General features: G+C 71.1%; 22 protein-coding genes. 9 read left to right on the top strand and 13 right to left on the bottom strand.

All coding sequences use genetic code 11. The annotated features are described in order from the left end of the window. Window positions 1-40: 40 nt before the first annotated feature. The gene (locus Pmi06nite_RS07795; protein ID WP_203952205.1) at window positions 41-700 is read left to right on the top strand and encodes a response regulator transcription factor; all 660 of its coding nucleotides are present in this window, start codon (window positions 41-43) and stop codon (window positions 698-700) included. Continuing rightward, on the top strand, window positions 693-2,678 hold the full coding sequence (locus Pmi06nite_RS07790) for a sensor histidine kinase (protein ID WP_203952204.1): 1,986 nt from the start codon (window positions 693-695) through the stop codon (window positions 2,676-2,678). The genes Pmi06nite_RS07795 and Pmi06nite_RS07790 overlap by 8 nt, the downstream gene beginning before the upstream one ends. Before the next feature lie 94 nt (window positions 2,679-2,772). On the opposite strand, the gene Pmi06nite_RS07785 is transcribed toward Pmi06nite_RS07790, so the two are convergent. After that, the gene (locus Pmi06nite_RS07785; RefSeq protein WP_203952368.1) at window positions 2,773-3,141 is read right to left on the bottom strand and encodes a VOC family protein; all 369 of its coding nucleotides are present in this window, start codon (window positions 3,139-3,141) and stop codon (window positions 2,773-2,775) included. Between the two features lie 76 nt (window positions 3,142-3,217). Here Pmi06nite_RS07785 and Pmi06nite_RS07780 point away from each other — a divergent pair, with 76 nt between their 5' ends. Further along, entirely contained in the window at window positions 3,218-6,355 is a 3,138-nt protein-coding gene (locus Pmi06nite_RS07780; RefSeq protein ID WP_203952203.1) for an ATP-binding protein, read from the top strand. Between the two features lie 45 nt (window positions 6,356-6,400). Beyond that, the gene (locus Pmi06nite_RS07775; RefSeq protein WP_203952202.1) at window positions 6,401-7,618 is read left to right on the top strand and encodes an FAD-dependent monooxygenase; all 1,218 of its coding nucleotides are present in this window, start codon (window positions 6,401-6,403) and stop codon (window positions 7,616-7,618) included. 111 nt (window positions 7,619-7,729) lie between these two features. Here Pmi06nite_RS07775 and Pmi06nite_RS07770 read toward each other — a convergent pair whose 3' ends face one another. From Pmi06nite_RS07770 to Pmi06nite_RS07760, 3 genes are all read right to left on the bottom strand, one after another. Continuing rightward, window positions 7,730-8,134, bottom strand: a complete 405-nt coding sequence (locus tag Pmi06nite_RS07770) for a spore-associated protein A (protein ID WP_203952201.1) — start codon at window positions 8,132-8,134, stop codon at window positions 7,730-7,732. A gap of 297 nt (window positions 8,135-8,431) precedes the next feature. Further along, entirely contained in the window at window positions 8,432-11,137 is a 2,706-nt protein-coding gene (locus Pmi06nite_RS07765; protein WP_203952200.1) for a helix-turn-helix transcriptional regulator, read from the bottom strand. Window positions 11,138-11,249: 112 nt separating this feature from the next. Continuing rightward, window positions 11,250-11,657 carry a hypothetical protein gene (locus Pmi06nite_RS07760; protein WP_203952199.1) on the bottom strand — a complete coding sequence of 136 codons (408 nt, stop codon included), beginning with the start codon at window positions 11,655-11,657 and terminating at the stop codon, window positions 11,250-11,252. 400 nt (window positions 11,658-12,057) lie between these two features. Here Pmi06nite_RS07760 and Pmi06nite_RS07755 point away from each other — a divergent pair, with 400 nt between their 5' ends. After that, window positions 12,058-13,221 carry a lactate 2-monooxygenase gene (locus Pmi06nite_RS07755; protein WP_203952198.1) on the top strand — a complete coding sequence of 388 codons (1,164 nt, stop codon included), beginning with the start codon at window positions 12,058-12,060 and terminating at the stop codon, window positions 13,219-13,221. A 4-nt stretch (window positions 13,222-13,225) separates the two neighbouring features. On the opposite strand, the gene Pmi06nite_RS07750 is transcribed toward Pmi06nite_RS07755, so the two are convergent. The 7 genes from Pmi06nite_RS07750 to Pmi06nite_RS07720 form a co-directional block, all read right to left on the bottom strand. Continuing rightward, the gene (locus Pmi06nite_RS07750) at window positions 13,226-13,483 is read right to left on the bottom strand and encodes a hypothetical protein (RefSeq protein ID WP_203952197.1); all 258 of its coding nucleotides are present in this window, start codon (window positions 13,481-13,483) and stop codon (window positions 13,226-13,228) included. A 194-nt stretch (window positions 13,484-13,677) separates the two neighbouring features. Then, on the bottom strand, window positions 13,678-14,295 hold the full coding sequence (locus Pmi06nite_RS07745; RefSeq protein WP_203952196.1) for a fasciclin domain-containing protein: 618 nt from the start codon (window positions 14,293-14,295) through the stop codon (window positions 13,678-13,680). A gap of 54 nt (window positions 14,296-14,349) precedes the next feature. Next, window positions 14,350-15,933, bottom strand: coding sequence for a molybdopterin-dependent oxidoreductase (locus Pmi06nite_RS07740; RefSeq protein ID WP_203952195.1), 1,584 nt, complete (start codon window positions 15,931-15,933; stop codon window positions 14,350-14,352). A 54-nt stretch (window positions 15,934-15,987) separates the two neighbouring features. Next, a complete protein-coding gene (locus Pmi06nite_RS07735; protein WP_203952194.1) occupies window positions 15,988-16,779 on the bottom strand; it encodes an anti-sigma factor in 792 nt (263 codons plus the stop codon). Further along, window positions 16,776-17,369, bottom strand: a complete 594-nt coding sequence (sigK, locus tag Pmi06nite_RS07730; RefSeq protein ID WP_203952193.1) for an ECF RNA polymerase sigma factor SigK — start codon at window positions 17,367-17,369, stop codon at window positions 16,776-16,778. Before sigK ends, Pmi06nite_RS07735 begins: the two co-directional genes overlap by 4 nt. Window positions 17,370-17,627: 258 nt before the next feature. After that, window positions 17,628-19,052, bottom strand: a complete 1,425-nt coding sequence (locus Pmi06nite_RS07725) for an alkaline phosphatase PhoX (protein ID WP_239113747.1) — start codon at window positions 19,050-19,052, stop codon at window positions 17,628-17,630. A gap of 181 nt (window positions 19,053-19,233) precedes the next feature. After that, window positions 19,234-19,737, bottom strand: a complete 504-nt coding sequence (locus tag Pmi06nite_RS07720; RefSeq protein ID WP_203952192.1) for a DUF5709 domain-containing protein — start codon at window positions 19,735-19,737, stop codon at window positions 19,234-19,236. Window positions 19,738-20,117: 380 nt separating this feature from the next. On the opposite strand from Pmi06nite_RS07720, the gene Pmi06nite_RS07715 reads away from it, so the two are divergent. From Pmi06nite_RS07715 to Pmi06nite_RS07705, 3 genes are all read left to right on the top strand, one after another. Then, window positions 20,118-21,059 (top strand): NmrA family NAD(P)-binding protein, encoded by a 942-nt coding sequence (locus tag Pmi06nite_RS07715; RefSeq protein WP_203952191.1) that lies wholly within the window; start codon window positions 20,118-20,120, stop codon window positions 21,057-21,059. Further along, on the top strand, window positions 21,049-23,454 hold the full coding sequence (locus Pmi06nite_RS07710) for a carbamoyltransferase HypF (RefSeq protein WP_203952190.1): 2,406 nt from the start codon (window positions 21,049-21,051) through the stop codon (window positions 23,452-23,454). The genes Pmi06nite_RS07715 and Pmi06nite_RS07710 overlap by 11 nt, the downstream gene beginning before the upstream one ends. A gap of 121 nt (window positions 23,455-23,575) precedes the next feature. After that, on the top strand, window positions 23,576-24,124 hold the full coding sequence (locus Pmi06nite_RS07705; protein WP_203952189.1) for a YceI family protein: 549 nt from the start codon (window positions 23,576-23,578) through the stop codon (window positions 24,122-24,124). A 55-nt stretch (window positions 24,125-24,179) separates the two neighbouring features. On the opposite strand, the gene Pmi06nite_RS07700 is transcribed toward Pmi06nite_RS07705, so the two are convergent. Continuing rightward, window positions 24,180-24,644, bottom strand: coding sequence for a winged helix-turn-helix transcriptional regulator (locus tag Pmi06nite_RS07700; RefSeq protein WP_203952188.1), 465 nt, complete (start codon window positions 24,642-24,644; stop codon window positions 24,180-24,182). Between the two features lie 173 nt (window positions 24,645-24,817). Between Pmi06nite_RS07700 and Pmi06nite_RS07695 the strand changes: the two genes are divergently transcribed. Continuing rightward, window positions 24,818-25,507, top strand: coding sequence for an SDR family oxidoreductase (locus Pmi06nite_RS07695; RefSeq protein ID WP_203952187.1), 690 nt, complete (start codon window positions 24,818-24,820; stop codon window positions 25,505-25,507). A gap of 117 nt (window positions 25,508-25,624) precedes the next feature. Here Pmi06nite_RS07695 and Pmi06nite_RS07690 read toward each other — a convergent pair whose 3' ends face one another. Next, a complete protein-coding gene (locus Pmi06nite_RS07690; protein WP_203952186.1) occupies window positions 25,625-26,881 on the bottom strand; it encodes a hypothetical protein in 1,257 nt (418 codons plus the stop codon). Between the last annotated feature and the right edge of the window lie 18 nt (window positions 26,882-26,899).

Genomic DNA, 26,899 nt, shown 5'->3' with positions numbered 1-26,899 from the left:
GCACTCCTGCGGCCGCGCCGCCCAAGGTCATACTTTGCGCATGGAGACAAGTCGCGGCGCGCCCGCTGCAATACGGGTGCTCCTCGCCGACGATCACCCGGCGCTACGGCGCGGACTCGCGCTTCTGCTCGAAACAATTCCGGGTATCGAGGTGGTGGCACACGCCGGGGACGGCGAGGCGACTTTGCGGGAAATCGCGCTGCACGGCCCCGATGTGGTCGTCATGGATCTGCGCATGCCCGGAATGGATGGCATTGAGGCGACCCGGAGGGTGATGCGCGATTACCCGAGTACGGCGGTTCTGGTCCTGACCATGTTCAACGAGGATGCGATGGTGACGGAGGCGTTGCGCTCCGGCGCCCGCGGTTACCTGCTGAAGACCGCCGAGTCGGACGAAATCGAGCGTGCGATCCGCGCGGTGGCCGCGGGTGATGTGATCTTCTCTCAGGCGGTGGCAGGCCGGCTGATCGACCGGCTTTCGGCGCCGAATCCACCTCTTCCGCAGTTGTCCCCCCGCGAGCGGGAGGTGCTGGACGAGATAGCCACTGGAGCGACGAACGGGGCGATAGCGCTGCGGTTACACCTGTCCCACAAGACGATCGCGAACCACGTTTCGGCGATCTTGCTCAAGCTGGGCGTCTCCACCCGGGGTGAGGCGATCGTCATCGCCAAAGACGCCGGGCTCGGTCGCCGTGGTTGACTCGCGCGTCCGCGTCACCGCAGTCGGAATCGCCGGCGCCGTTCTGGCCGCGACCGCGATCGTCTTCGCCAACCTCGCGGGCGTCTCGTGGCGGGACTGGATAGACACATACGCGATCACCAACATCGTGTTCGGCATCGGGTTCACCCTGCCCGGCTCGATCATCGGATGGCACAGGCCCGGTCACCGGGTCGGCACACTTTTCATGATCAGCGGGCTGGGCCATCTGGTCACCGCTACCAGCGGGATGCTGCTGACCTATGGGCTCGAACACGGCTGGCCACTGCCGATGGAGCGCACGTTGGTCACCTTCTACTTCGCGGGCTGGCAGTTGGGGATCGGCTTCCTCGCCAACATCGCGTTGTTGCTCTTTCCCGACGAACGGTTGCCGTCACGCCGCTGGCTTCCGGTCTTATGGCTGACGATCCTCGCCGGACTGTATGAGGCTGTCAGCAGTGTCCTGTCGACCGGCACGTTCTTCGACCATCCCGGCGTCACCTCGGTCCTCAACATAGGCCTCGTCCAGCCCAACCTCGCCGACACGATCTTCGGCCTGTTGTTCATCCCCCTGAACCTCGCCTGGATCGCGGCTCTCGTGGTCCGGTATCGGAGCGGCGACGAGCGTACGAAGCGCCAACTGCTCTGGCTCATCCTCGCGCTGATCGCCATGCTCCTGCTCAACACACAACGCTGGATCACCGGCAACGGGCCGATCCTGTTGCTGCTGTCGTTCGTGCTGATCCCCCTGGCCGTCGGTGTCGCGATCGTGCGCCACCAACTGTTCGACATCCGGCTGGTGCTCTCCCGGACACTGCTTTACGGCCTGACACTCACAGTGATCGTCGCCGCGTACGCCGGCCTCGTCGCCGCCTTCTCCATGCTCGTGCCTCCCACCGCCGAACGGGGTGTGCAAGCGGGCGCGGCGATCGCGGTGGCGATCGGATTCACCCCTGTACGCCTGCTGATGCAACGTCTCACCGGCCGCGCCTTCTACGGCGGCCGGTCCGACCCCGCCCGCACCGCACAACAGATCGGGCAGACCTTGAACCACGACGACGACCTCGTGGAGGCACTCGACCGCACCCGCATCGCCCTACGCATCCCGTGGCTGGCGCTGTACGCCTCAGACGACGACGCGGTCCTCTCCCAAGCGGGCACACCACAAGACGGCAACACCACCGAGATCGAACTGCACTACCGCGGCGACCACGTCGGCACGCTCCGCGTCGAGCTACGCCGCGGCGAAAGCAGCCTGCACACCGCCGATCGCGACACGCTGAGCCTGATCGGCACACCCCTCGCGGTCGCACTGCACGCCCTCCAACTCACCGAACAGGTGCGTCAAGCCCGCGCCGCCACCGTAGAAGCGACAGGAGCCGAGCGGGTACGCCTGCAACGCGAGCTGCACGACGGCCTCGGCCCTTCACTGACCAGCCTGGCATTCCGTGCCGACGCGGCATCTCGCCTGCTGCGATCCGACATCGAAGCCGCCGGTCAGCTGATCGGTGAGCTGCGCACTGACCTGCGAGTGGTCATCGACGACGTGCGGCACATCGTTCAGGGCCTGCGCCCCATGGAACTCGATCAACTCGGACTCGACGGCGCCTTGCGCGAACACGTGGCGGCCATCCCCAGGCAGGCTGCCCGAGAGGTCGCCGTCGAAGTCAAGGCACCCCATCCCATGCCCGCCCTGTCCCCGGCGGTCGAACTCGCGGGCTACCGGATCGCGAAGGAGGCGCTGACGAACGTGCTGCGCCACTCCAGCGCCCGCAACTGCCGCATAACGCTACGCGTCGACGACAACCTGCACGTCGACGTGAGCGACGACGGAAGCGAACCCGCCACATGGCACCCCGGAATCGGGCTCCGCTCAATCGCCGAACGTGCGGAGGAACTCGGCGGCACAGCCACCGCAGGACCGGCCACCAACGGCTGGCGGGTCACTGCATCCATTCCCATCCACGACAGCAAGGCATGACAGCTCCGGGCCCCTCTTATGCGACTCGCGGCAGAAGAGGGCATGGTCGGTGGGACGCGCATGCGTGCTCCGGAGCGTGGATGAAGCGGTGAGTTCAGCGGGATCGGTGGCAGACCGCCTCGACGTTGTTGCCGTCGGGATCGCGTACGAAGGCGCCGTAGTAGTCGGGGTGGTACTCCGGCCAGACTCGGGGCTCATGCAGGACCTCCGCGCCGGCGCCGATGGCCGCGGCGAAGAAGGCATCGACGAGCCGGCGGTCGGTTGTCGCGAAAGCGATGTGCGACTCGCGGAAACCGTCGCCGGTCGACTGCCGGCCAATCCAGAACGTGGGGCGGTCAACGCCGTATCCGATGACTGGACCGAATTCCATGATCCGTCGACCGCCGAGCGGCGCCAGAACAGCGTCGTAGAAGGCCGCGCTCTTGACGAGATCTCCGCACTGAATCGACACGTGATCAAGCATGGCGGCAGTCTGCCAGACGGCACCGACAAGCTCGGAGATCTCCATCGGGTGAGGGCGAGGGGAGATGATGGAACGCATGCGGATCGGGATCCTGGGTGTCACGCGGGTGTGGCGTGATGACGGGAGTGAGGTGGCGCTGGGCGGGCCGGTGCGGCGGGCGCTCCTGGCTCTGCTGTCGATCCGCGCCGGCGAGGTGGTGGCGCTCGACCGGCTGATTGACGATCTGTACGGCGGGCAAGCCCCCGACGGGGCGGCTCACGCCTTGCAGTCACAGGTGTCACGGCTCCGTCAGGTGCTGCGCCCCGGTGCCGCGATCGAGTTCGTCCCCGCCGGTTACCGGCTGCTGGTCGATCCTGGAATCGTCGACGCCTACCGTTTCGAGCGGCTGTCGGACGAGGGGCGGCAGGTCCTCGGGCGGGGCGACCCCGCACGGGCCGCGGAGCTCCTTCGCGCGGCGCTCGACCTTTGGCGCGGTCCCGCGCTCGCCGACGTCGCCGACGCCGACTCGGTACGGGCCGCGGCGGCTCGGCTCGAAGAGCGCAGACTCGGCGCCCTGGAGGACCGGATCGAGGCCGAACTCCAGCAGGGCGGGCATCGGGCGGTCGTCCCGGAGCTGCGGGAACTGACCGCCCGGCATCCGCTACGAGAACGGCTGTGGGGCCTGCTCATACGCGCGCTGCGAGCCGACGGCAGGCAGGCCGAGGCACTGGTCGCGTTCGAGGAGATCCGGCGGCTCCTGGTCGACGAACTCGGCGCGGACCCCTCACCCGAGCTCGCCGCGATCCACCGTTCCCTGCTACGCGGCGACCCGGTCGCGCCCGCACTCCCCGCCCAGCTCACCACCTTCGTGGGCCGTGCGGACGACCTGGCCGCGGTCAACGGCCTGCTGGCGCGAGCCCGCCTGGTCACCCTGCTCGGCGCCGGCGGCGCAGGCAAGACCCGCCTGGCCATCGAGGCCGTGAGCGCGAGCGCGGAGCTCGAGGTGTGTCTAGTGGAGCTGGCGCGGGTGCGTGACGGGGCGGAGGTGCCCGCGGCCGTGCTCGGGGCGCTCGGATTGCGGGAGAGTGGCTTTCATGCCGGGCGGGCTGGGGTGAGGCCGGAGTCGCGTCTGGTCGCGGCGCTGGCCGAGCGGGCGGTGCTGTTGCTGCTCGACAACTGCGAGCATGTGGTCGACGCCGTGGCGGCGCTGGCCGAGCGGCTGCTGAAACGCTGCCCTACGCTGCGGGTCCTGGCGACGAGCCGGGAGGCGCTGGGTATCACCGGCGAGAACTTGTGGCCGGTCCGGCCGCTCGCGCCGGCCCCGGCCGAGCGGCTGTTCGCCGACAGGGCCGCCGCGGTACGGCCGGGCTTCGTCGTGGACGATGCCAACGCCGAGGCCGTGCGGCGGATCTGCCATGCCCTCGACGGCCTGCCGCTGGCGATCGAACTGGCGGCGGCGCGGCTGCGCACGCACGATGTGGAGGAGCTCGCCGCCGGGCTGGACGACCGGTTCCGGCTGCTGTCGCGGGGCAGCCGTACCGCCGAGGCCAGGCACCAGACGCTGCGCGCGGTCGTGGCGTGGAGCTGGGATCTGCTGTCTGAGGCCGAGCGGGCGATGGCCAGGCGCCTGACCGTCTTCCACGGTGGCGCCACCGTCGAGTCGGCGCGGTGGGTCTGCGCGGTGCCGGGTGCCGAGGACGTGCTGGACTCCCTCGTCGGCAAGTCTCTGATCGAGATCGCTGATGGGCGCTACCGCATGCTGGAGACGATCCGCGCCTACTGCGCCGAGCGGCTGGAGGAGGCGGGGGAGGCCGGCGCCGTGCGGCGCGCGCACGCCGACCACTACCTGCAGCTGGCCAGAACCGCCGATCCGCACCTGCGAGGCCCCGAGCAGCTCCGGTGGCTGGCGACGCTCAAGGCGGAGGAGGGGAACCTGCACGCGGCGCTGCGGTGGGCGGCCGAGTCGGGCGAGACCGAGCTGGGGCTCGCGCTGCTCGCGTCGATGGCCTGGTACATCTGGTTGAGCGGCACCCGCGCCTCGGTGACACCCTGGGCGACCGCACTGCTGGAGGCGACCGGCACCACTCCGCCCGCGGGGCTGGAAACCGACTATGTGCTCTGTGCGCTGATCGCGGCCGCCGGTGGCGGACTGCGAGTGTGGGACCGGTGCCGGTCGGCGGTCGAGTCGATCGTCGCCGGCGAGGATCGGCCGCTGGGCCATCCGGCCATCGCGTTCCTCTGGCCCGTGATCAATACCCCGATGGGCGATCCCGCGGTGGTGATATCGGTGATCACACGTGGGCGTGCGGCATCGGATCGGTGGCAGGCGGCGATCAGCAACGTGGTGTGGGGTTATCCGCAGCTCCTGACGGGTGGGTTCGCGGCGGCCGAGGAGGCGTTCGCCACGGCTGTCGAGACCTTCCGGGCGCTCGGCGACCGATGGGGGACCGCGCTGGCGCTGGACTCGCTGGCCGGCCTGGCATATCTGCGCGACGACCCCGACAAGGCGATAGTCCTGACCGGCGAGGCCCTCGCCCACACCGAGCAGCTCGGTGCGATGGAGGACGTCACCGACCTTCTGTGCAACCGGGGCGACTATCGCGTCCATCGCGCCCGGACCGGGTCGGCGAGAGACCTCGCCGCAGCGCGCTCGGACTATGAGCGGGCCGCCGAGATCGCGCGCCGCGCGGGCAGTCCCACCTACCTCGCCGCCGCAATGACCGGCTTCGGCGACATCGCCCGGCTGAGCGGCGACCTGTCCGGGGCGCGCCGGCTGTACGAGCAGGCACTGGAGCGATTCGAGACACACTGGCTCAAGAGCAGCAAGAGCCGTCTCAACACGTTTATGGGACTTGGCAAGGTCGCCGAATCGTCCGGTGTACCCCGCGAGGCCCGGGTCTGGTACGTGCGCGCCGTCGAGGTGGCGCTGGCCGGCCCGCTCCCCGAAGGCTCCCGCGCGGTCGAGGCCCTCGCCGGGACCGCTCTCGCCGAGAACGACGCGGCGCGGGCGGCGCGGCTATTGGGTGCGGCCACCGTACTGTGGGGAAGCGCCGCCGGGCCCGATCCCGATGCCGCGAAGGTCGCCGCCGCCGCCCGGACCGCTCTGGGCGGCTCGCCGTACGAAGCCGCCTACCAGGAGGGAGCGCGGATGTCTCTGGCCGACGCTCTTCGCCTGGCGGGCGTACCGGAGTCGGCCATCAAAGTCCTGGCCGTGAGCAGAGCCCCAGACCAGTGAGCCAGCGGTGAGCGGCCGGTGAGCGCTGTCGGCCACGCTCGTCGCATGACAACCAAACCAGCGAACGCGAACATTCTGATCTCGGGGGCGAGCATCGCCGGCCCGGCACTTGCCTACTGGCTGCGCCGGCACGGGTTCACTCCCACGGTGGTCGAACGGGCCCCCGCCCTGCGCGACGGCGGCTACGCAGTCGACTTCCGTGGCGACGTGCACTTCACCGTGCTCCGGCGGATGGGTATCCTGGCCGACATCGAGCGCCTGCAGACCCAAATGGGCGACGTGTCTCACGTCAACACCGCGGGCAAGAAGGTCGCCACCATTCCCTCCGACATGTTCAGCGGCGATCTCGAGATCCTGCGCGGCGACCTGGCCCGCATCCTGTACGACGCCACCAAGGACCACACCGAATACCTCTTCGACGACTCCATCACCGCCATCGCCGAAGACGCCGACGGCGTGGCGGTCACCTTCGAGCGGGCCGCGCCCCGGCGGTTCGACCTGGTCGTGGGGGCCGACGGGCTGCACTCCAACGTGCGCGCGCTGGCCTTCGGCCCCGAGCGGGACTTCGTCGAGGACCTGGGCCTCTACCTCGCGATCTTCACCCTGGACAACCATCTGGGGCTGGACCACACCGGGCAGATGTACGGCGTCCCCGGCAAGATCGTCAACGTCTATAGCGCCCGAGACAATACCGAGGCCAAGGCCCTGTTCTACTTCGGCTCGCCCCCGCTGGCCTACGACCGGCGCGACGTCGAACAGCAGAAGAAGATCGTCGCCGAGGTGTTCGACGGGGTCGGCTGGGAGACTCCCCGGCTGCTCGATGCCATGCGGGACGCGCCCGACTTCTACTTCGACTCGATCAGCCAGGTCCATCTGGACACCTGGTCGCGCGGCCGGGTCACGCTGCTCGGCGACGCCGCCTACTCACCCTCGCCGCTGTCGGGCATGGGCACCGGCCTGGCCGTGGTCGGCGCGTACGTCCTGGCGGGCGAACTGGCCGCGGCCGGCGGCGACTACCGCGCCGGCTTCGCCGGCTACCAGGAGACGATGCGCAACTACGTCGCAGGCTGCCAGAAGGCAGGCCAGGGAGTGGCCAAGTGGACGGTCCCCGAGAGCAGATTCATGGCCTGGTTCCTCAACCAGAACTACCGCCTGATGCCCTACATCCCGTGGAAGGGCCTCCTGATCAAGAGCATCAGAAAGACGGCGAGCGCCATCACCCTGAAACCGTACGACCATGATCTTTCCGCCACCCGTGGATAGCGGTAGGGAACGACACCCGCTCATGTTCGGGCCTGCCGTACGGAAATCAGTGATCGGAAAGACCCCGCATCCCATCGGCTGGGAGCGGGGTCCACGCACCGGGGCGACGGGTCAGTCGCAGAACTCCCAAGGGCTGACGTAGGTACCGTCGTCGATGCCGGAAAGGCCGCTCCACTCGATGCACTTCGACGGGGCGTGCACATACACAGGGCCGGCGTAGGTGCTGTACATGTCCACGTCCTTCTGCATCGTGCCACCCTGGTACCGAAGGTAGACGCCGAGCTGGTGCTTCTTGCCGTCCGGCTTCTTCAGGAGGGTGACGGCGCAGTTGTCGCCGCCGCTCTTGTACAGCACGTAGACCGTCGCGTAGGCGCCGACGGCGTGGGAGTCGAGCACGTAGTAACCGGAGCCGCAGATGCCGGCGGGGGTGGCGGCGGAGGCCGGAGCCGCCATCACCGTGCCGGCCAGGGCCGCGGCACCCGCGAGCACGGCGGTCCGCTTCAAGATGTTCTTCATGGGGGCCTTCCCGTCGAATTGGCCGTTATCCATCGGCAACGCTATGAGGGCGCGATCTTGAAATGAATCCGACGGAATACTCAAAATCGCCACGAGGGCGGCTCCGGCCGTTCACCGGCGGTCCGTGGCGGGTTAAACCGGTCGCCATTTCGAATTCGACCGCGATCGGAGAACTGAGTCAGATGACTCAATTCGTTCCCCCGCGTGCGTTTGTGCGACCGAAGAGCGTGTGAAATGTCCGGCGGGCCGCTTGCATCCGCCGGCATCGCCCCCACACGGGCACGTGCCCGGACTCGGTCAGAGATCGAGGTCGAGGGCGGCGAGTTCGGTACGGGTGGTGATGCCGAGCTTGGGGAACGCCCGGTAGAGGTGCTGGGCCACCGTGCGCGGACTGAGGAACATCTGCGCTCCGATGTCACGGTTGGTGGCACCGGTCGCGGCGAGCCGTACGACCTGGAGTTCCTGAGGGGTCAGCCGGCCGACCAGGCGGGACTCGGGGACACGGGTGGCAGAGCGGTCGCCGGTGGCCCGCAGTTCGGCCTGGGCGCGGCTCGCCCAGAGCTCCGCCCCGGTGCGCCGGAAGATCTCCAGGGCCGCCCGGAGCTGGACCCGCGCCTCGGTCTTGCGATGCTCACGCCGGAGCCACTCGCCGTAGACGAGTAGTGTGCGTGCCCGCTCGAACGGCCGGTCCTCGCACGCTCCCGGCCCCAGGGCCGTCCTGAAGTGGTGTTCGGCCTCCTCCGCCGGGCTGACCAGGGCGCGGCAACGGGCCACGATGGACGGGCCGCACGGGTCGAGGAGCTTCCCGATGTCGGCTTCGAGTTCGCCGACGAGCCGGGCCGCGATGCCGGGCTTCCCGGCCCGGATCGCGGCCTCGACATGGTCGGCGGTGCTCCGGGCCCAGGCGGTGCTGTACGGCCAGGAGCGCCACCGGTTCTCCATTCGGCTCAGCGCGGATTCGTAGCGGCCGCGACCGAGATCGAGCAGGGCCAGCGCCCAGGTGGCGTCCGCCGCGCTGGGCGGGGCGCGATGGTCATCGGCATGGCGGATCGCCTCGTCGGCGTAGGCGACGCAGCGCTCGTCGTCCCCGTCCAGCGCCGCCAGCCAGGCGAGCAAGCCGCGCAGATAGGTCGCGACTGAGCCCTGGCCCGTGTCGGCCGCGATCGTGAGGGCCTGTTGGGCCGACTCGGCCGCGGCCTGATGCCGCCCGAGCAGCGCCTGAGCGCAGGCCTGGTGAAAGAGCGCGTTGGCGAGGTGCCCGATGAGGCCGGTCGTCCGCGTCTCGGCGACCATGGCCGCCGACATCTCCAGCGCCGCCGACGCGTGCCCGGCGACGGTGAGCACGCGCGCCGTCCAGGTCCGCTCCCAGACCGAGGTGGGACGGAGCGCGAAGAACATGGCGGGGTCGGCGACATCACCCGCGATGATCTTGTAGAACCCGCGTGCCTGACGCATGTACGGCTGGAAGTCGTGGTCCGCCGGCAGATCGAGCGTGTCCAGGATCGCCACCGCCTGGCCCGCGAGCGGGAGGTCCACACCGTGCCCTGCGTAGTAGGTCGCCATCACCAGCATTCCGGCGGCCTCCGCGGGCGCCTCGACGGCGATTTTGACGGCTCCGTCGAGCATGAGGCACGCGGCGACTCGCGGGCTGCCATGCTCGAACTCCAGCCGGCCACGGGCGTTGGCCAGCCGGGCGAGGACGACCGGCTCATCGGTGAGCCGCGCGGCCGCGTCGCACAACTCCTCGGCCCGCTGGAACAGGCCGGCCTCGATCGCCGCCACGGCGCCGGCCGACAGGCGCCGGCTCTGCGCCGCGCCGTCCTCGCTGAGTTGTGCCGCCCGCTCGTAGGCCGCGACGGCCGCGGCCTGGCCGTCCCGCTGTACAGAGCTCTCCGCCGTCCGTTCCAAGGCGGCGGCGGCCCTCTCGTCCGGTCCGAACGCCGCGGCGGCGAGATGCCAGGCCCATCGGTGCGGATCGCTCCCGGCGACGATCCCGGCAAGGGCTTGGTGCACGGTACGCCGTTGGGTGAACAAGGCACCCCGGTAGGCCGCGGTCCGCACCAGCGGATGCCGGAACCGCACCGAGCCGGCGGTGACGACGACGAGTCCGGCCCGCTCGGCTTCGGCCAGGGCCGTCGTCGGCACATCGAGGAGGTCGGCGGCCCGCATCACCGTGCCCAGCTCACCGGTGCCCTCCGCCGCGACGATGACGAGGAGATTCCTGGTGGCCTCCTCCAATCGGTCGATCTGCCCGGTGAAGGCGCGTTGCAGGTGTTCGGTGATCGGCAGTGGATCAGTGGGCGAGTCCTCGTCGCCCACCGTCTTGGGCAGTTCCCGCAGGGCGAGCGGATTGCCGCCCGCGGCGGCCAGCACCCGGTCCCGGAGCCGCGCCGGCAAACCGGGGGCCTCCTGGGCGAGCAGGGCCGTCGCCGCGTCGTGCGGCAGCCCGCCGAGCCACATGACCGGAAGGTCCGTGGAGGACGACGCGTGGCCGGCCGGTCGCCCGCCCTCCCTGGCCGCCATCATCAGGCCGACGGGGTCGTGCTCAAGGCGGCGTCCCGCGAAACGCAGGGTGTCGGCGGATGCGGTGTCGACCCAGTGGGCATCGTCGACCAGGCACAACAGTGGCTGCTCCGTGGCCAGTTCGGACAGCAGGGTGAGGGTGGCGAGCCCGACCAGAAACCGGTCGGCGCCTGCGGCGGGTCCCATCCCGAAGGCGCCGCGGAGCGCGGCCGCCTGGGGAGCGGGCAGCACGCCGATCCGGTCGATGACGGAACGCAGCAGGAGGTGGAGGGCGGAGTAGGGCAGCTCGGCCTCACCCTCGACACCCGCCACCCGGAGCACACGCATGTCCCGCCCGGCTCGCATCACCGCATGGTCCAGCAGAGCCGACTTGCCGATTCCCGGCTCGCCCTTCAGCACGAGGGCCCGGCCCGTGCTCGCCCGGACCTCATCAACCAGCCGATCGATGACCCCGAGCTCCGGGTCTCTCCCCAGCAACACCCCTGTGATCTTACGGCGAGACGATCACAGGGACACCGATTGTCGTCAACCTCACCCAATGCGACATTTTCGGGTCTTCGAAGGGGCGGGCTCGTACGGCAGGCCGGGTTCGTCAGGGGTGATAGCCCCGGCCGCCGGGCTGGGTCTCCTTCCACTCGTCGTAGAAGCCGTATCCGAGCGCGTAGAGGGACATGAAGGAGACGGCGACGATCACGAGGACGCCCAGCAGCGCGAGGATCCATCCCCGGCGCAGGGTCGCGGCCCGGCGGGAGCGCGACCACAACACGGCCGCTGCCGGGTATCCGACGAGGGGGGCCACGCCCATCGTCACCAGTCCGAGCCAGTTCCCTTCGGAGCCGCGGAGCAGCGATCTCACGCATGCCACCACGATGAACGCCGCCCACGGCAGCGTGATCATCCCTACCGGCACGGCCACGCAGGCCAGCAGCGCCGCGGGGAGACGAAGGGCGAGGGGCCGGTGCGGGCTCAGTGCGGGGGCCGTGTCCGTGGTGCCGCTCATCGCGTCTGGGCGGACGCGCGTGCCCGGCGCCGGGCACGCGCGGACACCAGGGCCGCTGTGCCGTCGGACGACATCAGGCCCGCGCTGCTCAACCGTCCAAGATTCATACCGGTGAGACTACGGTCCGAGTCCCGGACGTGGGCGCCGGCGCCGACCGGCTGCCGTACGGCTCGGCCGGACGTCAGGGGCGCGGCCACGACTCGTCCGTACCGCGGTGGAGAGAGCCGAGCTGCCTTACCCGGGCGAAAACCGGAGGCGTAGGGTCGACGGTATCGAGATCTTGCGGAGTGCAAGTTGCGAGGTGGGGCGGTCGATCATCGCCCAGGAGACTCGCTGATCGCCCGATGCGGCCACACGGCCCGACACCCGCCTGAGCCGCGTCACAGGAAGGGGAGCGATCATGGCCGTGCTCGCCGATTATCAGCGCGAAATCTACTTCCGCGGGCTCGAGGGCGTGCTGCCCGGCCTGCCGACCGACCTCGACGCGCTGGAACGGACGGCGGAGGAGCGGCTCGAGCCCCGGGCGTTCGCCTATGTCGCCGGGGCCGCCGGCACGGAGTCCACCGCGCGCGCCAACCGCGCGGCCTTCGAGCGTCACCGGATCGTCCCGAGGATGCTGAGCGGCGTCGCGGAGCCGGACACGTCGCTGGAGCTGCTCGGCGAGCGGATGCCCGCGCCGGTTCTGCTCGCCCCGGTCGGCGTTCTGGCGATCATGCACTCCGAGGGGGAGCTCGCCGTGGCCCGCGCCGCGGCAGGCCTCGGCACGACCATGGTGCTGAGCACGGCCGCCGCCCACTCGATGGAGCAGGTGGCGGAGGCGAGCGCGGGCGGCCCCCGGTGGTACCAGCTCTACTGGCCGAAGGACCGCGACCTGGCGGAGAGCTTCCTCGACCGCGCGCGGGCGGCCGGCTATCGGGCCCTCGTCGTCACGCTGGACAACCACACGCTCGCCTGGCGGCCGCGTGACCTGGACCAGGCGTACCTGCCGTTCCTCCGTGGGATCGGCATCGCCAACTACGTCACCGATCCGGTGTTCCAGAAGGCGGTCGGCTCTCCGATCGGCGACCACAACCTGCACGACGCCGTCCTCGCGTGGACGGCCACCTTCGGCGACGCGTCACTGAGCTGGAAGGACCTTCCGTTCCTGCGGGAACGCTGGGACGGCCCGATCATCCTGAAGGGCATCCTGCACGCCGACGACGCGCGCCGCGCCGCCGCCGCGGGGATGGACGGCGTCGTCGTCTCCAACCACGGCGGACGGCAGGCCGACGGGGCGATCGCCTCGTTGGACGCCCTGCCCGCGGTGGCCGCCGCCGTGGGGGACCGGATCAGCGTGCTGTTCGACAGCGGGATCCGCACCGGGTCCGATGTGGTCAAGGCGCTGGCCCTGGGCGCCCGGGCCGTGCTGCTCGGCCGTCCCTACGTCTACGGGCTCGGGCTCGCGGGGGAGGCGGGCGTCCGCCACGTGATCCGCAGCCTGCTGGCCGACCTGGACATCACGATGATGGTGTGCGGCATCCCGAGCCTCGGGGAGATCACTCCGGAGGTTCTGGCCGATCCGTGACCCGCTAGGCCGCCTCGGCGGCCTCGCCCACCCCTTGCAGCGTGGGGTACCGGCGCTGATGGGCGAGGAAGTGGCCCGCCCCGACGAGGAGCACGATCGGCCACTCGACGATCTCCAGGACCCCGAGCAGTCCCAGCACCGCATAGAAGGCGAGGCGGTCGGGCGGAGGCACGGTCACCGTCCCGACCAGCGGCAGGGTGACAAGGTGCGGCTCGTCCAGTTGCCTGCGTGCGCTGGTGATGACGTGCGATGTCTGGGCCATGGCGTCCTCCGAGGGCGACATATCGAGCGTGAGTCGAACGGCGGTGATGAATCACGTCGTATGCCCGCGATGCCCGGCGTGGAGTCTCCGGTAACACCAGTTGACGAGCACTTTGCCCCTTATGTGCGAGTGAGGGCGGCACCGCCCTCCCGGAACAAAGGGCGGTGCCGCGGCCCCGCGGGAGCCGGAGACGGTCAGCTCTTCGGCATCAGGACGGTGTCGATGATGTAGACGGTCGCGTTCCTGGTCGGGACGTCGCCGCAGACGACGTTGGCGCCGCCCGCCGTGAAGTTCTCGCCCGAGCCGGTCGTGGTCACCTTGGCGCCCTCCAGCGTGGTGAACGACCCGTTCTCCAGGTCGGCAGGAGTCTTGCGGCCGGCGACCACGTGGTAGGTGAGGATGCTCGTGAGCGTCTTCTTGTCGGCCAGCACCTTGTCCAGCGTGTCCTTCGGGATCTTGGCGAAGGCGTCGTTGGTCGGCGCGAAGACGGTGATGTCCTCGGCGGAGTTGAGCGTGTCGACGAGCCCGGCCTTCTTCACCGCCGTGACCAGGGTGGACAGCACGGGGTTGTTGGAGGCGGCCGTCGCCACCGGGTCGTCGGCCATCCCGGTGAAGCTGCCCTCACCGGAGGCGGGCACGGCCGAGCAGGCGGTGCCGAACGGCATGGCCACGGCGGGCGCCGGTGACATGGGGGCCTGGGTGGCCGGCGCGGCGGCGGTGGACGCCGGGGTCGCCTCCGTGCCGCCGCCGCACGCCGCGGACAGGCAGAGGGCTCCCGCGAGGACGGGCAGGGCGAGCAGGGTCTTCCTCATGATGATCTTCCTTCGGGTCGGGTCGGGTCGGGTCGGACTGATGGTGGGGATCGGTCATCGGACGGTCACGAGGACCGAGTGGCGGCCGGTCGCGCCGTCGGGGAAAGGCGGCGTCCGCTGCGACGGCTGGACCTCGCCGGCGGTGTCGGTGGCGCGGACCTCCAGGTGGTGGTCGCCGCGCGTGGCCGCCCAGTCCAGGTGCCACTGCCGCCAGGTGTCGGGCGTCGGCGTGGGGGCGAGAAGGGCCTGTGTCCACGGCCCCTCATCCACCCGGACCTCGACCGCGGCCACCCCGCGGTGCTGGGCCCAGGCGGTCCCGGCGATGGTCGTACGGCCCGCGGCGATGCGGGCGAACGGCTTGGGAACCTCGATGCGGGAGGCGGTCTTGATCGGGGCGCTCTCCGCCCATCCGCGGCGGGTCCAGTAGGCCTGCTCGTCGGCGAACCGGGTGAGTTTGATCTCGGTCACCCATTTGGTCGCCGAGACGTAGCCGTACAGGCCTGGGACGATCATGCGGGCGGGGAAGCCGTGCGCGGCGGGGAGGACCTCGCCGTTCATGCCGATGGCGAGCAGCGCGTCGCGGCCGTCCAGGACGGCTTCCACCGCAGTGCCGCCGGTCCATCCGTCGGCGGAGCGCGAGAGGATCTGGTCGGCCCCGGACCGCACTCCCGCCTCGCGCAGCAGCCCGGCCAGGTCGACGCCGAGCCAGCGCGCGTGCCCGGCGTACGGGCTGCCGACCTCGTTCGACACACAGGTCAGCGTGATGTCCCGCTCGAGCAGCGGCCGGGAGAGGATCTGGTCGAAGGTCAGCTCGACCGGCCGGTCGACGAGCCCGTGGATGCGCAGCCGCCAGTCCCGGTACGGCACGCGCGGGACGACCAGGGCGGTGTCGACGCGGTAGAAGCTCCGGTTCGGCGTGGTGAAGGAGCTCAGCCCGGGCAGGCGCAGGTCGCTGCCCGGGGGCAGGGGCCGTGCGGGATCGGAAGGCAGGGGCAGGGTGAGGCCCGCGCCGCCTGCCGCGGCGTCGCGCGCGGCGTTCACCGCACGCGCGGTCCCACCGCTGATCGCGGCGAAGCCCAGCACCGCGACTCCCGTTCGCAACAGTGCCCGCCTGTCGGCACGAACCGTCCCGGGCAGAGGCCCGGGCGCCGTCTTGGGCGCCGTCCGGGGCGCTGTTTCGCGGCGCGGCATCTGCGGTTGGCGGGCCCGGCGCAGCACCAGAAGGGCCGGCACACCGGTGACGGCCGCAATCAGTGACGGCAGCGCGTCGGTGGGCACCGCGTCGGGGCGCGACAGCGCCGCCACGGTCGCGATGGCGCCGAGCGCCGCCAGGCCCCCGGCCGCGACGCGGGGCCGGCGGGTCGACAGGACCCCGACGGCGGCCGCGCACGCGGCGACCGCGGTCACCAGACCGAGCAGCAGGACGGGCTTGTCATTGGCTCCGAACGTGCGGATCGCGAAGTCCTTGAGCCATGCGGGGGTGAGGTCGATGAACGCCGAGCCCACCGCGAGAAGGGGGCTCGCCTGCGGCCGGAGCAGGGCGGCGGCCAGTTCCGCCGCGCCCAGCGCCGCCGTCGCCGCCAGCAGGCCGGAGACGGCCGCTGCGATCGGAGGGCGAGCCCGCTTCTTGACTGTCACATCAGGGCTTCGGAGCCCCCGCGACTTCGGATTGGTCCGTGGCCGATCCGGTTTTCAGGCTGTGGGCAGGTCGAGCAGGAGAAGCGGCTGGGTGGTGGGCTGCTCCGAGCCGCCCGCGGGTTCGACGGTCACTCCGACCCTGGTCGCGCCGTCCGCCGTCGCGGCCACCACCGGCGCTATGTAGCCGGTGCCGTCCTGGCGGAGCAGACCCGCCGAACGGGCTCCCTGCGGGCCGATCTGCCAGAGCTGGTAGGTGCTGCTGTCCGGCAGGGCGGCCAGCCCCGAGGCGAGGAACACCATCTTGCCCTGGGAGCGGGAGACCACCACGGTTCCGCCCGCGGCTCCCGCCGGAACCGTGGTCGAGCGCGCGTCCGGTGCCGCGAGGACGGCGGTGACCTCCCGGTCGGCCGCTCGCAGCTGATCGAGGCCTGTCTGGGTCCGGACCGTCACGACTCCGAGCACGACCGCGGCCGCCACCGCCGTCGCGGCGATCGCGGCGGCGAGCCGGGGCCGCCAGCGGAGCCATCCGGCCAGGAGGCCCCGCCATGACCGAGCTGGAGAGCCGGAGAGCCCGGAACGCGGCGACGGCGCGACGAGAGGAGGCAGCTGACGGACCTGGCCGATCTCCGCCATGACCCGGTCACGCAGCGCGGGAGAGGGCACCACGGCCGCGGCCTGACCCAGCCGCGATGCCGTCTCCGCGAGTCCGCGCACCTCCTGGGAGCACTCGGCGCACCGGGCCAGATGTCTTTCGAACCGGCGCAGTTCGCCGTCGTCGTCGATGGCGTGCAGCGCGTAGGCCCCTGCCAGCGCGTGCACGTCGGACCCACCGCCCTGGCCGCTCATCGTTCCACCCCCAGGCAGTCGCGCAGGCGGATCAGCCCGTCTCGCATCCGTGTCTTCACCGTCGCCAGCGGGACCTTCAACAGCTCGGCGACCTCACGATAGGAGTATCCGCCGTAGTAGGCGAAAGTAACCGATTCCCGTTGAAGATCGGTCAATCCCGTCAGGCATCGCCGGAGCCGTTCCTGCTCCAGCCGGGCGGCCACCGACTCGGCCACCTCGTCGAACGGCCGGTGCACGTCCATCCGCGCCGCACGGGACTCCCGGTCGGCGCCGGCCTGGGCCGAACGGACTCGATCGATGGCGCGGCGATGGGCGATGGTCATCACCCACGCCATCGCCGAGCCCCGCTCCCGGTCGTAACGGGCGGCGGCGCGCCACACCTCCACCAGGGCCTCCTGCGTGACTTCCTCGCTCTGGGCCCGATCACGGACGATGCGCAGCACCACCCCGTAGACGGGTGCCGAGACCAGCGCGTACACCTGCTCGAACGCACCTCGGTCACCTCGCGCCACCCGGCGCAGCAGTTCGTCCAAACCGGGCGGGCCGGCATGCGGACGCCCCTCCGGCGGAGACTCGTCCTCCGGTCGCATGCGCGCCCTCCCATCGCAGCGTCGAGTCACCCGATGAAATCACCGGGCGGAACCATCCGCCCAGACTTCGGAGCCGAACGTCTGGCGGATTGGTCCCGTTACGCGACGCGTCGGCGATGGGCGGCGGACGGCGGCTGAGACACGACACCGCCCGTCCCTGAAGGGGGAGGGCGGCGTCGTGCCCGCGGTTCCGCAGGCAGGGGGAGTTGCCTGGGTCGGTCGCGGGGACGGTCCTGCCCCCGCGACCAGCGTCGCGGCTCAGTGGTGGTCGTGGCCGTGGTCGTCCTTGCGGCCCCAGGGTCCGGTGATGGCGAAGACGTAGCCGGGCGTCTGGATGTTGGCGAACAGGATCTGCGCGTCGTGGCTGAAGGTGGGGCCGGTGAACTCGCTGTCGTTGAGTTCGTTGCGCGCCAGCGTGTACGGCTTGCCCTGCTCGGTGACGCCGACCAGGTGGGACAGGCCCGCGCCGTCCTCGGCCAGGATGACGCCGCCGTACGGTGAGACGGTGATGTTGTCCGGGCCGTCGTAGTCGGTGTCGGCCTCCGGGTCCGGGTTCACGCCGAAGATCGTCTTGAGCGTGATCGTCTCCGAGTGGGGGTCGTAGAACCAGACCTGGCCGTCGTGCTCGTTGCGGCTGCCGTCGTCGTGGCGGGCGTAGCTGGCGACGAAGTAGGCGCCGCCGTCGCCCCACCAGGCGCCCTCGAGCTTGCGGCTGCGGGTGATCTGGTCATCGGTGAACTGCTTGCGCACCGAGACGGTCTTGGCGTCGCGGTCGGGGACGTCGACCCAGGTGACCTTGTAGCGCGTGCCCGGGGCCGTGGCCTCCGACAGGTCGCCGATGTGCTTGCCGCCCTTGGAGCACTTCATGGCCTGCAGCTTGCCCGCGGTGTCGCCGCCCCTGCCGAGCGCCAACTCCCGCAGTTCGCCCTTGCGGCCGTGGAAGTGCTTCGGGGGGAGCCAGCGGAAGTACAGCCCGTTCGGGCCGCTCGCGTCCTCGGTCAGGTAGATGGCCGAGGTGTGCGGGTCGACCGCGACCGCCTCGTGGGCGTACCGGCCGAGGAACTTCAGCGGGACCGGGTTCTGATTGGCCTTCCGGTCGAACGGGTCGACCTCGAAGACGTACCCGTGGTCCTTCTGGAAGACGCCGCCCGCGCGCTGTTCGGTCTCCTCGCACGTGAGCCATGTGCCCCACGGCGTGATGCCGCCCGCGCAGTTGTTGTGCGTGCCGGCCACGCTGACGTACTCGCGGACGCGGTTGCCGTGCCGGTCGACCTCGATGGTGGTGGTGCCGCCCTGGGCCCCCGGGTCGTAGGTCAGTCCGGGGAGGGGCGGCACGCCGTACGGCTCGCCCCCGCCGATCTCATGGTTGTTCACCAGGACGAAGCCCTTGGGCCCGCGGAAGCAGCCGGTGCCGTCGGCGTCACTGGGTGTGGGCTGGCCCGTCTCGAGGAGGGTCTTGCCGGCCTCGGCGACGATCTTGTAGGAGAAGCCCCGGGGAAGTGAGAGGAGGCCCTTCGGGTCCACGACGACGGGCCCGTAGCCGACGGTCCTGCCCGCGCCCGCCTGAGCGGCCTGTGCCGCCGCGGGACCGGCGATCGCCTCGATGCTGCCGCCGATGGCGATGCCCAGACCGCCGACCGCACCGGAACGGAGGAGGTTTCGACGAGAAATAGGAGAGGTCACAAGTGCACCTTTCTGGACGTAAAAGTTCAGATTTGGAGTGCAGATGATGAAACCCAATTCCGCCTGATTTAACAGTTACTTCCTTGTTCCGAACGCGAGGGTGAACGGGCGGCCAACGATCGGCTCCCAGGGTCTCACGCCGTCGAGCGACGGGGCGGCCGCGTCACGCGGCCGCCCTCGGTCACTCGTCGCCGGCGTCGCGGGCCTCGTCGGCCGCGAGGTTGGCCAGGGCCTCGTCGAGATCCTCGTCCAGGGGGTCGTCGAGCTCGGCGTCCCGGTCCACGTCCTCGTCCGTGAGGTGCACGGCGGCCTCCTCGGCGCTCGACGCGCCGGAGTCGATACCCACGTCACGACCCAGGAGCTCCCCGGAACGGTCCCCCTCCTCGCCGATCAGCCGGCCGCTGCGCGGCTCCTCCTCGTCCCAGCGTCCGGCGAGCAGGGCCGGGTCGAGTTCGGGCTCCTCCTCGGCCAGCAGTTGGTCGAGCGACTCGCCCTCCTCAGCCTCGGCCTCGGTCGTGCCGTACCTCTGACCGGCCGACCAGCGCTCGGCCGCCGTCAGCCCGGTGTCGAGCGGGTCGTCGCCGAGGTCGTCGGTCAGCAGGGAGTCCGAAGGCTCCAGGACTCCGTCGTCCTCAAGAACGTCCTCCTGGAAATCGCCGTCGAAGTCGTCGTCTTGGTCGGCCATGGAAAAGCCCCCTCCGCGGTGATGATCGGTATGACCCTGGTGTGTGGCGGCCGATCATGTCCAGTCGCCTGCGTGCCGCCGGACTTCACCCGGGACGGCACGCTTTCCTTCCGTCTCGAAAGATAGTGCCGTCTTCGTCCCGGCCGACCGGCAGGTGCCCGCCCCGGTTCCGCCCGGCCGTACGGCACGGCCAGCGGGTGCGCGACGGAGAGGGCGCCGGCCTCGCCGCGGCCGCCCGCCCGGGGGCGGCTCCCGTGTTTCGCCGAGCTGTGGGGGAACCGCGACCCGTGCGTGCCGTGCCGTACCGTCTCTGGGGGTGCAGACGATCATAGGATTGCGCCGCAGGTCAGGGCAGGTTCTACGGAGGAGGGGCGGGCCCGATGGAGGCGAAGCCGCGCATTCTGGTGACCGGCGCGGGCGGCGGTGTCGGAGGCGTCGGCCGCATGGTCGTCGAGTCGCTGCGCGAGCGGGGCGTCCCGGTACGCGCGATGGTGCATCGCGACGACGAGCGCGCCGCCCATCTGCGCGCCCTGGGCGCGGAGGTGCTCGCGGGCGACCTCACGCGGCCGGACGCCGTGGCCGAGGCGCTCGACGGCGTCGAGCGGATGTTCTTCAGCCTGAGCGTGTCGTCCTCCTACCTGGAGGCGACGGCGACCGTCGCCACGGTGGCCCGCGCGGCCGGGGGCCTCGAAGCGCTGATCAACATCTCGCAGATGACCGTGTCCCAGATGACCGCGGTGAGCACCGAGGAATCGAGCCAGCAACGGCTGCACTGGTTGTCGGAGCAGGTGCTGGACTGGTCCGGGCTCCCGGTCGTGCACGTACGCCCCACGGCCTTCCTGGACAACCCGCTCTTCACCACCCTGGTCGCACGGCCGGTCGCGGAGGCGGGGACGCTTCCGCTGCCTTTCGGCGACGGCCGCACGTCGCCGGTCGCCGCGGCCGACGTCGCCCGCGTGGTGCTCGCCGTCCTGGACGACCCGGGCCGCCACATCGGTCAGGTGCTCGAGCTGACGGGACCGCGGTCGCAGGACATGAACGGCGTCGCCGCCGAGTACTCCCGCGCGCTCGGCAGGCCCGTCACCTACGTGGACGTGCCGCCTGACGTGTGGGCCCGGCGGCTCGCCGCCCACCCCGAACTGCCGCCCCACGTGTGCCAGCACATCATCACGATGGCCCGGCTGACTCGGCACAACCGGTACGACCGTTCGACGCGCACCGTCGAGGAGATCACCGGGGTTCCGGCGCAGAGCGTCGAACAGTTCGTCGCGGAACACGCCTACCTGTTCACCGGGCCGGAAGGCCCGCCGAATGCACACTGAGCCACTCGACGGGCGGATACGCCGCGACGTGCGGGTGGAGGGCGTCGTCCAGGGCGTCGGCTTCCGGCCCTTCGTGTACGGCCTGGCCACCCGGCTCGGCCTCGCGGGCAGAGTGGGGAACGACGCGGGCGGCGTGTTCGTGGAGGTCGAGGGGACCCCCGCCGGTGTCGACGCCTTCCTGGCCGCGCTCGAACGTGACGCACCTCCGCTGGCCGAGATCGAGCGGGTCACCGTCAGAGCCGGCGAGCCCGGCGGCGCCGGCGGGTTCACGATCGTGGACAGCGACGGCTCGGGACCGCGGCGGGCCCTCGTCTCCCCGGACGGTGCGACCTGCGACGACTGCCTGGCCGAGCTGGCCGATCCCGCCGACCGCCGCTTCGGCTACCCGTTCATCAACTGCACCAACTGCGGGCCGCGCTTCACGATCGTGCGCGACGTGCCGTACGACCGCCCGAACACGACGATGGCGGCCTTCCCGATGTGCCCGGCCTGCGCGGCCGAGTACAGCGACCCGGCCGACCGGCGGTTCCACGCGCAGCCGATCTCCTGCTGGGACTGCGGCCCCAGGCTCCGGCTGGTGGACGCGCACGGGGCCGATCTCCCTGGCGATCCCGTGCGGGAGGCCGCGGCGTTGTTGCGGGGGAGCGGGGTCCTGGCGATCAAAGGCCTCGGCGGCTACCACCTGGCGGTCAGAGCCGACGACGAGGTCGCCGCGTCGACGTTGCGGGCCCGCAAGCATCGTGAGGACAAGCCGTTGGCGGTGATGGTCCCCGACGTGGAGACGGCCGCCGCGCTCTGTGAGGTCGACGAGACCGCCGCCGCCTCGCTCACCGGCAGGGCCCGGCCCATCGTGCTGCTCCCGCGACGGGGCGCCGCGACCCTGTGGTCACCTGCGGGGCCGTCTCCTGGGCCGTCTCCTCAGCCGCCGCCTGGGTCGTTTCCTGGGCCGTCGCCGTTCGCTGAGCCGGTCGAACGGCCGCCCGTGGCGCCCTCCGTGGCTCCGGGGAACCGCCGGCTCGGCCTCATGCTTCCGTACACGCCCGTCCACCTTCTGCTGCTCGCGGAGCTGGGCGTCCCGATCGTTTTGACCAGCGGCAACGTGTCCGATGAGCCGATCGCGTACGACGACGCCGACGCGCTGGGGCGGCTCTCGGGCATCGCGGACGCCTTCCTCGTCCACGACCGGCCCATCCACATCCGCACCGACGACTCCGTCGTGCGCCCGTTCCTGGGCAGGGAGTCGGTGCTGCGCCGCTCCCGGGGCCACGTGCCCGACCCCGTACGGCTCGGCCCTCCGGCGCGCCGGCCGATACTCGCGTGCGGCGCCGAGCTCAAGAACACGTTCTGCCTCGTCAAGGGGCGGCACGCGTTCGTCTCGCACCACATCGGAGATCTGGAGAACTACGAGACGATGCGGTCGTTCGTCACTGGCATCGACCACTTCACGAAACTCTTCGACGTCCGGCCCGAACTCGTGGCGCACGATCTGCACCCCGAATACCTGTCGACCAAGCACGCGCTGGAGATGACCGGTGTCGAACTGACCGGTGTGCAGCACCACCACGCGCACATCGCGTCCTGCCTCGCCGACAACGGAGAGGCGGGTCCGGTGCTCGGCGTGGCCTTCGACGGGCTCGGCTACGGCGCCGACGGCACCATCTGGGGTGGCGAGTTCCTGCTCGCCGACCTGGTCTCCTTCGAACGGCTCGGCCACCTCGCACCGGTCCCCATGCCGGGCGGCACGGCGGCGATCCGGCAGCCGTGGCGGATGGCGGCCGCCTATCTCGACGCGGCGTACGGCGGTCGGGCGCCCCAGGGCCTGGACGTGGTCCGCCGCAACCAGGCGGCGTGGGCGGACGTCCTCACGCTCGGCAGGGCCGGCCTGAACTCTCCGGCGACCTCCAGCGCGGGGCGGCTGTTCGACGCGGTGTCCGCCGTGCTCGGCCTGCGCGACACGATCACCTACGAGGGGCAGGCGGCGGTCGAACTGGAGCAGCGCGCCGACCCCGCCGAGCGCGGCGCCTACCGCGCGGCGATCTCGCGTGGACGCCCGCTCCAGGTGGCCGGCGCGGACCTGGTCCGAGCGGCGGCGGAGGACGTGCTCGCGGGTGTGGAGCCCGGGGTCGTCGCCGCCCGGTTCCACAACGGGGCAGCCGATGTCATCGTGCGGACCTGCGAGATCCTGCGCGACTCTTCCGGCGTCTCGGTCGTGGCGCTGTCCGGAGGGGTCTTCCAGAACCTGCTGCTGCTCGGGCGGACCGTCGGCGGGCTGAACGCGAGCGGCTTCCGGGTGCTCACGCACGTCCGGGTGCCGACGAACGACGGCGGGATCAGCGTCGGGCAGGCGGCCGTCGCAGCGGCGAGGGACCGCCTTCCGGTGACCGGGGACGGCTGAGGGCAGGTCCGGGGACGGCTGCCGGCGGCGGGGCGCGGGCTGCGGCGCGGCTGGGTGAAGGTGGTGCAGGGACACGGCGCGGAGCCTTTGCGCCACGTGTCCGCGGTCCTACGGTGCGTGTATGTCGGTACCTGGACAACACCATCGGATCGGCCCCGATTGCGGCACGCTGGTCGTGAAGACCTCACGGCAGGGCCTCGCCGGGCGGATGGGCCACGATCTCACCATCGAGGTGCGGCGGTGGGCGGGCGAGGTCTTCGTGGCGGAGGACGACCTCGCGGCGAGCACCGTGACCGTCACGGCCGAGATGGGATCCCTGCGGGTCGTGGAAGGCACGGGCGGCGCCGTTCCCCTCATGGACAGGGACAAGCGGGAGATCACGCAGACCGCCGGGAAGCTGCTGGACGCGGACCGGCATCCTGAGGTGAGATTCGTCTCCAGCGGGATCACCGCCACTGGTCCTGACGAGGGCGTCGTCGAGGGCACGCTGTCCGTTCGCGGTGTGGAACGGCCGTTCCGGCTTCAGGTCACCCGGACGGAGACGGGCCGTCTCCGGGGGACGGGCACGGTCATGCAGTCCGACCACGGCATCAAGCCGTACAGCGCGTTCTTCGGCGCGCTGCGGCTGGCCGACCCTGTCGGCGTGGAGGTCGAGCTCGACCTGGGGTGAGCGGAGGGACCCGGCCGGCGTGGCGCGGGCATGGGGTGTGCGGGTCGGGCCCTGGTCAGTGCGGATCGGTCACGGGAACGAAGTCGACGTCGTCCAGCGCCACCGCGTTGCCCGACTCGTCGACGAAGGCCACCGAGAGGCGCTCGTCGGTGGCGCGGCTGCGACGTTCCGAGGAAGGAGAGTCGTCGCCGAGACGGTGCCGATCACCCCACTGCTGAAGTGCGCCGAGCACGAGACGCAGTTCCCTGCCCGTGGGGGTGAGGTGGTAGCTGTGCCGCGCACGCTTGCCGGGCTCGTTGTAGGGGCGCTTCTCCATGACACCGGCCTCGACCAGAGTCGTCAGGCGGTCGGAGAGCAGATCGGTGGAGATGCCGAGGGCGGCCCCGAAGTCGCCGAATCTCGTGACTCCCATGAACGCCTCGCGCAGGATGAGAATCGTCCAGGGATCTCCGACGACCTCCAGGCTGCGCTGGATCGAGCACGCGGAGTCCTGCAGGGCGTCACGGGTGGTCCTTCTCACGCGACCAATGTACCTCCTGACTTGCTTTATCCAAGCAAGAGTGGCTAGCTTGGATTGCCGGACCTAGATGACCGTATCGCTTGAGATGACCGGTCACTTCGGAAATCCGACGCGTACGGCCGGTCGCTGACCGTCGGCCGGCGATGTCAGGTCCCACTGTGAAAGGGAGCACCATGAAGATCGAGAACTCTGTGGCGATCGTGACCGGCGGCAACCGCGGGCTCGGCCGTCAGTTCGTCGCACAGCTGATCGAACGCGGAGCGAAGGTGTACGCCGCCGCTCGCAGGCCCGAGACGGTGGACGTTCCGGGGGCGGTGCCGCTGCGGCTGGATCTCACCGACCCGGAGTCCGTGGCGGAGGCGGCACGGATCGCCACTGACGCGACCCTGCTGATCAACAACGCGGGCATCTCCACCCATACGCCGTTGATCGACGGTGATTTCGACACGATCCGTCTTGAGATGGAGACCCACTACTTCGGGACCCTCGCCGTGACGCGGGCGTTCGCGCCGATCATCGAGTCCAACGGCGGGGGCGCGATCCTCAATGTGTTGTCCGTGCTCTCGTGGGTCCACCCGGTCGACTACGGCGCGTACTCCGCGGCGAAGGCCGCGGCGTGGGCGATGACCAACGTGGTGCGGCAGCAACTGACCCCCAAGGGCATCCACGTCGCCGCTCTGCACGTCGGCTACATGGACACCGACATGGCCTCCTACGTCGACCCGGCCCACAAGATCGACCCGGCGATCGTCGCGTCGGCGGCCCTCGACGGGATCACCGCCGGGACACCGGAGATCATCGCCGACGAAGGCAGCCGCCTCGCCAAGCAGAACCTGTCCGCACCCCTGGCGGCCTCGGTCTGACGCCTGTACGGCGATGCGCGGGCCTGCCCGCCCGCGCATCGATCCGCCAGAGGTGGCCGCGTCCGCGGACCGCGCGCCGCCAGGCGGCGAATCCGCTGCCGGGGCTGTAGAGCGGCGTCAGCGGGCGGCCGCGGGGAGGTCGTCAGGTTCGTCGGCGCGCCGGCGCCCGAGTGCCAAGCCGAGTGCCGAGCCGGCGACCACACCCATGGCCCAAAAGACGATCATGACGACGATGAACTCGGGGCGCAGCACGTCGAGGACCGCCGCCTGCCACGTCGGCGGGACGGCGTCGCCGGTGCTCAGGTAGCCGGCCCGCTCGCGCATCCAGACCACGGCCTCGGGGATGCCGACGGCGAGTATGGCCACCAGGGCCCCGATCCCTCCCAGCGCTCCGGCGCGCAGCCCCGACCCGAAGGATCGGTCGCGCCAGGCCGTGGCGAGCGCGACGGCGAGCAGCAGTGCGCTCGGGGCGGGCACCCAGAAGCCGAGTATGCCGCCCCGGTCATGCGCGAGCGACCAGCGCGAGGCGGCGAACGACCCACCCGCCATGAGGAGTGCCACCCCGGCCGCCTGCATCCACGCGCCGTGCGGCCGCCCGGACCGCAGCGCGGCCCACGCCCCTCCGAAGGCGAACCTGCGGCGCTCGGCCGGCGGGTCGATCGCCGCGAGCTCGGACCGCAGCGCGGCACCCCACGCGGACCGGTTGCCGGGCAGGTCGGCGGTGGCCAGGTCGAGCAGGAGTTGCCACACGTCGCGTACCGCGTGCCGGCGGCCCGCGGTATCGGCGCGGGCGCCGAGCGCTGCTCCGAGGACGGGCCACGGCAGGGCCCAGATCAGCGCGGCGAGGAACACCTCGAACGGTATGAGCAGGTCGCCGCCGGCGAGGTTCACGACGACGGGAAAATCGCCGGGCGCCGCCAGGAAGGCGGCGCGCAGCGGCAGGTGCACGGATGCGGTGCCCGCGGCGACGGCGACGAGGGCGAGCAGCCCGGCGATGGTCCCGGCTCCGAATCCGCGGGCGCGGGCCACCGCGGCGGCGGCCAGGCCGGCGAACGCGCCACACCCGGCCGCCGCGAGCAGTCCGAGCACGATGGACAGCAGCACCACGTCGAAGCCCCAGCGCGGGCCGTTCGTGACCGTGGCCAGGTACGCGCGCCCCAGGCCGCCGGTGGTGAGCGCCGCACCGGCGGCGACACCGATCAGCGCCGGCCACACCGGGCGTCGGGTGCCGCCCCGCCATGCTGCGCGGATGCGGGCGGCGAGCGTGCCCACACCGCCCCGGCGTACGGCGCCACGCAGCCGGGCCGCGAGCACGACGATCGCAAGCAGGGGCGCGGGCGCGAGCACCCCCAGGAAGAGGAGGAAATCGAGCATCGAGGGCCTCCGAACGAC

It is taken from the genome of Planotetraspora mira, assembly GCF_016863275.1.
GTDB classification, from domain to species: domain Bacteria; phylum Actinomycetota; class Actinomycetes; order Streptosporangiales; family Streptosporangiaceae; genus Planotetraspora; species Planotetraspora mira.
Note: the sequence above shows the minus strand (reverse complement) of the source record. Positions and strands in the feature narration are given on the sequence as shown.

Excerpts from the sequence above, each read along its gene's own strand:
- Pmi06nite_RS07770 (WP_203952201.1), bottom strand. The coding sequence starts at position 8,134 with ATGAAGAACATCTTGAAGCGGACCGCCGTGCTCGCGGGTGCCGCGGCC.
- Pmi06nite_RS07780 (WP_203952203.1), top strand. The coding sequence starts at position 3,218 with ATGCGGATCGGGATCCTGGGTGTCACGCGGGTGTGGCGTGATGACGGG.
- Pmi06nite_RS07715 (WP_203952191.1), top strand. The coding sequence starts at position 20,118 with ATGGAGGCGAAGCCGCGCATTCTGGTGACCGGCGCGGGCGGCGGTGTC.
- Pmi06nite_RS07735 (WP_203952194.1), bottom strand. The coding sequence starts at position 16,779 with ATGAGCGGCCAGGGCGGTGGGTCCGACGTGCACGCGCTGGCAGGGGCC.
- Pmi06nite_RS07795 (WP_203952205.1), top strand. The coding sequence starts at position 41 with ATGGAGACAAGTCGCGGCGCGCCCGCTGCAATACGGGTGCTCCTCGCC.
- Pmi06nite_RS07755 (WP_203952198.1), top strand. The coding sequence starts at position 12,058 with ATGGCCGTGCTCGCCGATTATCAGCGCGAAATCTACTTCCGCGGGCTC.
- sigK (WP_203952193.1), bottom strand. The coding sequence starts at position 17,369 with ATGCGACCGGAGGACGAGTCTCCGCCGGAGGGGCGTCCGCATGCCGGC.
- Pmi06nite_RS07705 (WP_203952189.1), top strand. The coding sequence starts at position 23,576 with ATGTCGGTACCTGGACAACACCATCGGATCGGCCCCGATTGCGGCACG.
- Pmi06nite_RS07785 (WP_203952368.1), bottom strand. The coding sequence starts at position 3,141 with ATGCTTGATCACGTGTCGATTCAGTGCGGAGATCTCGTCAAGAGCGCG.
- Pmi06nite_RS07745 (WP_203952196.1), bottom strand. The coding sequence starts at position 14,295 with ATGAGGAAGACCCTGCTCGCCCTGCCCGTCCTCGCGGGAGCCCTCTGC.
- Pmi06nite_RS07750 (WP_203952197.1), bottom strand. The coding sequence starts at position 13,483 with ATGGCCCAGACATCGCACGTCATCACCAGCGCACGCAGGCAACTGGAC.
- Pmi06nite_RS07690 (WP_203952186.1), bottom strand. The coding sequence starts at position 26,881 with ATGCTCGATTTCCTCCTCTTCCTGGGGGTGCTCGCGCCCGCGCCCCTG.
- Pmi06nite_RS07720 (WP_203952192.1), bottom strand. The coding sequence starts at position 19,737 with ATGGCCGACCAAGACGACGACTTCGACGGCGATTTCCAGGAGGACGTT.
- Pmi06nite_RS07760 (WP_203952199.1), bottom strand. The coding sequence starts at position 11,657 with ATGAGCGGCACCACGGACACGGCCCCCGCACTGAGCCCGCACCGGCCC.
- Pmi06nite_RS07710 (WP_203952190.1), top strand. The coding sequence starts at position 21,049 with ATGCACACTGAGCCACTCGACGGGCGGATACGCCGCGACGTGCGGGTG.
- Pmi06nite_RS07695 (WP_203952187.1), top strand. The coding sequence starts at position 24,818 with ATGAAGATCGAGAACTCTGTGGCGATCGTGACCGGCGGCAACCGCGGG.
- Pmi06nite_RS07775 (WP_203952202.1), top strand. The coding sequence starts at position 6,401 with ATGACAACCAAACCAGCGAACGCGAACATTCTGATCTCGGGGGCGAGC.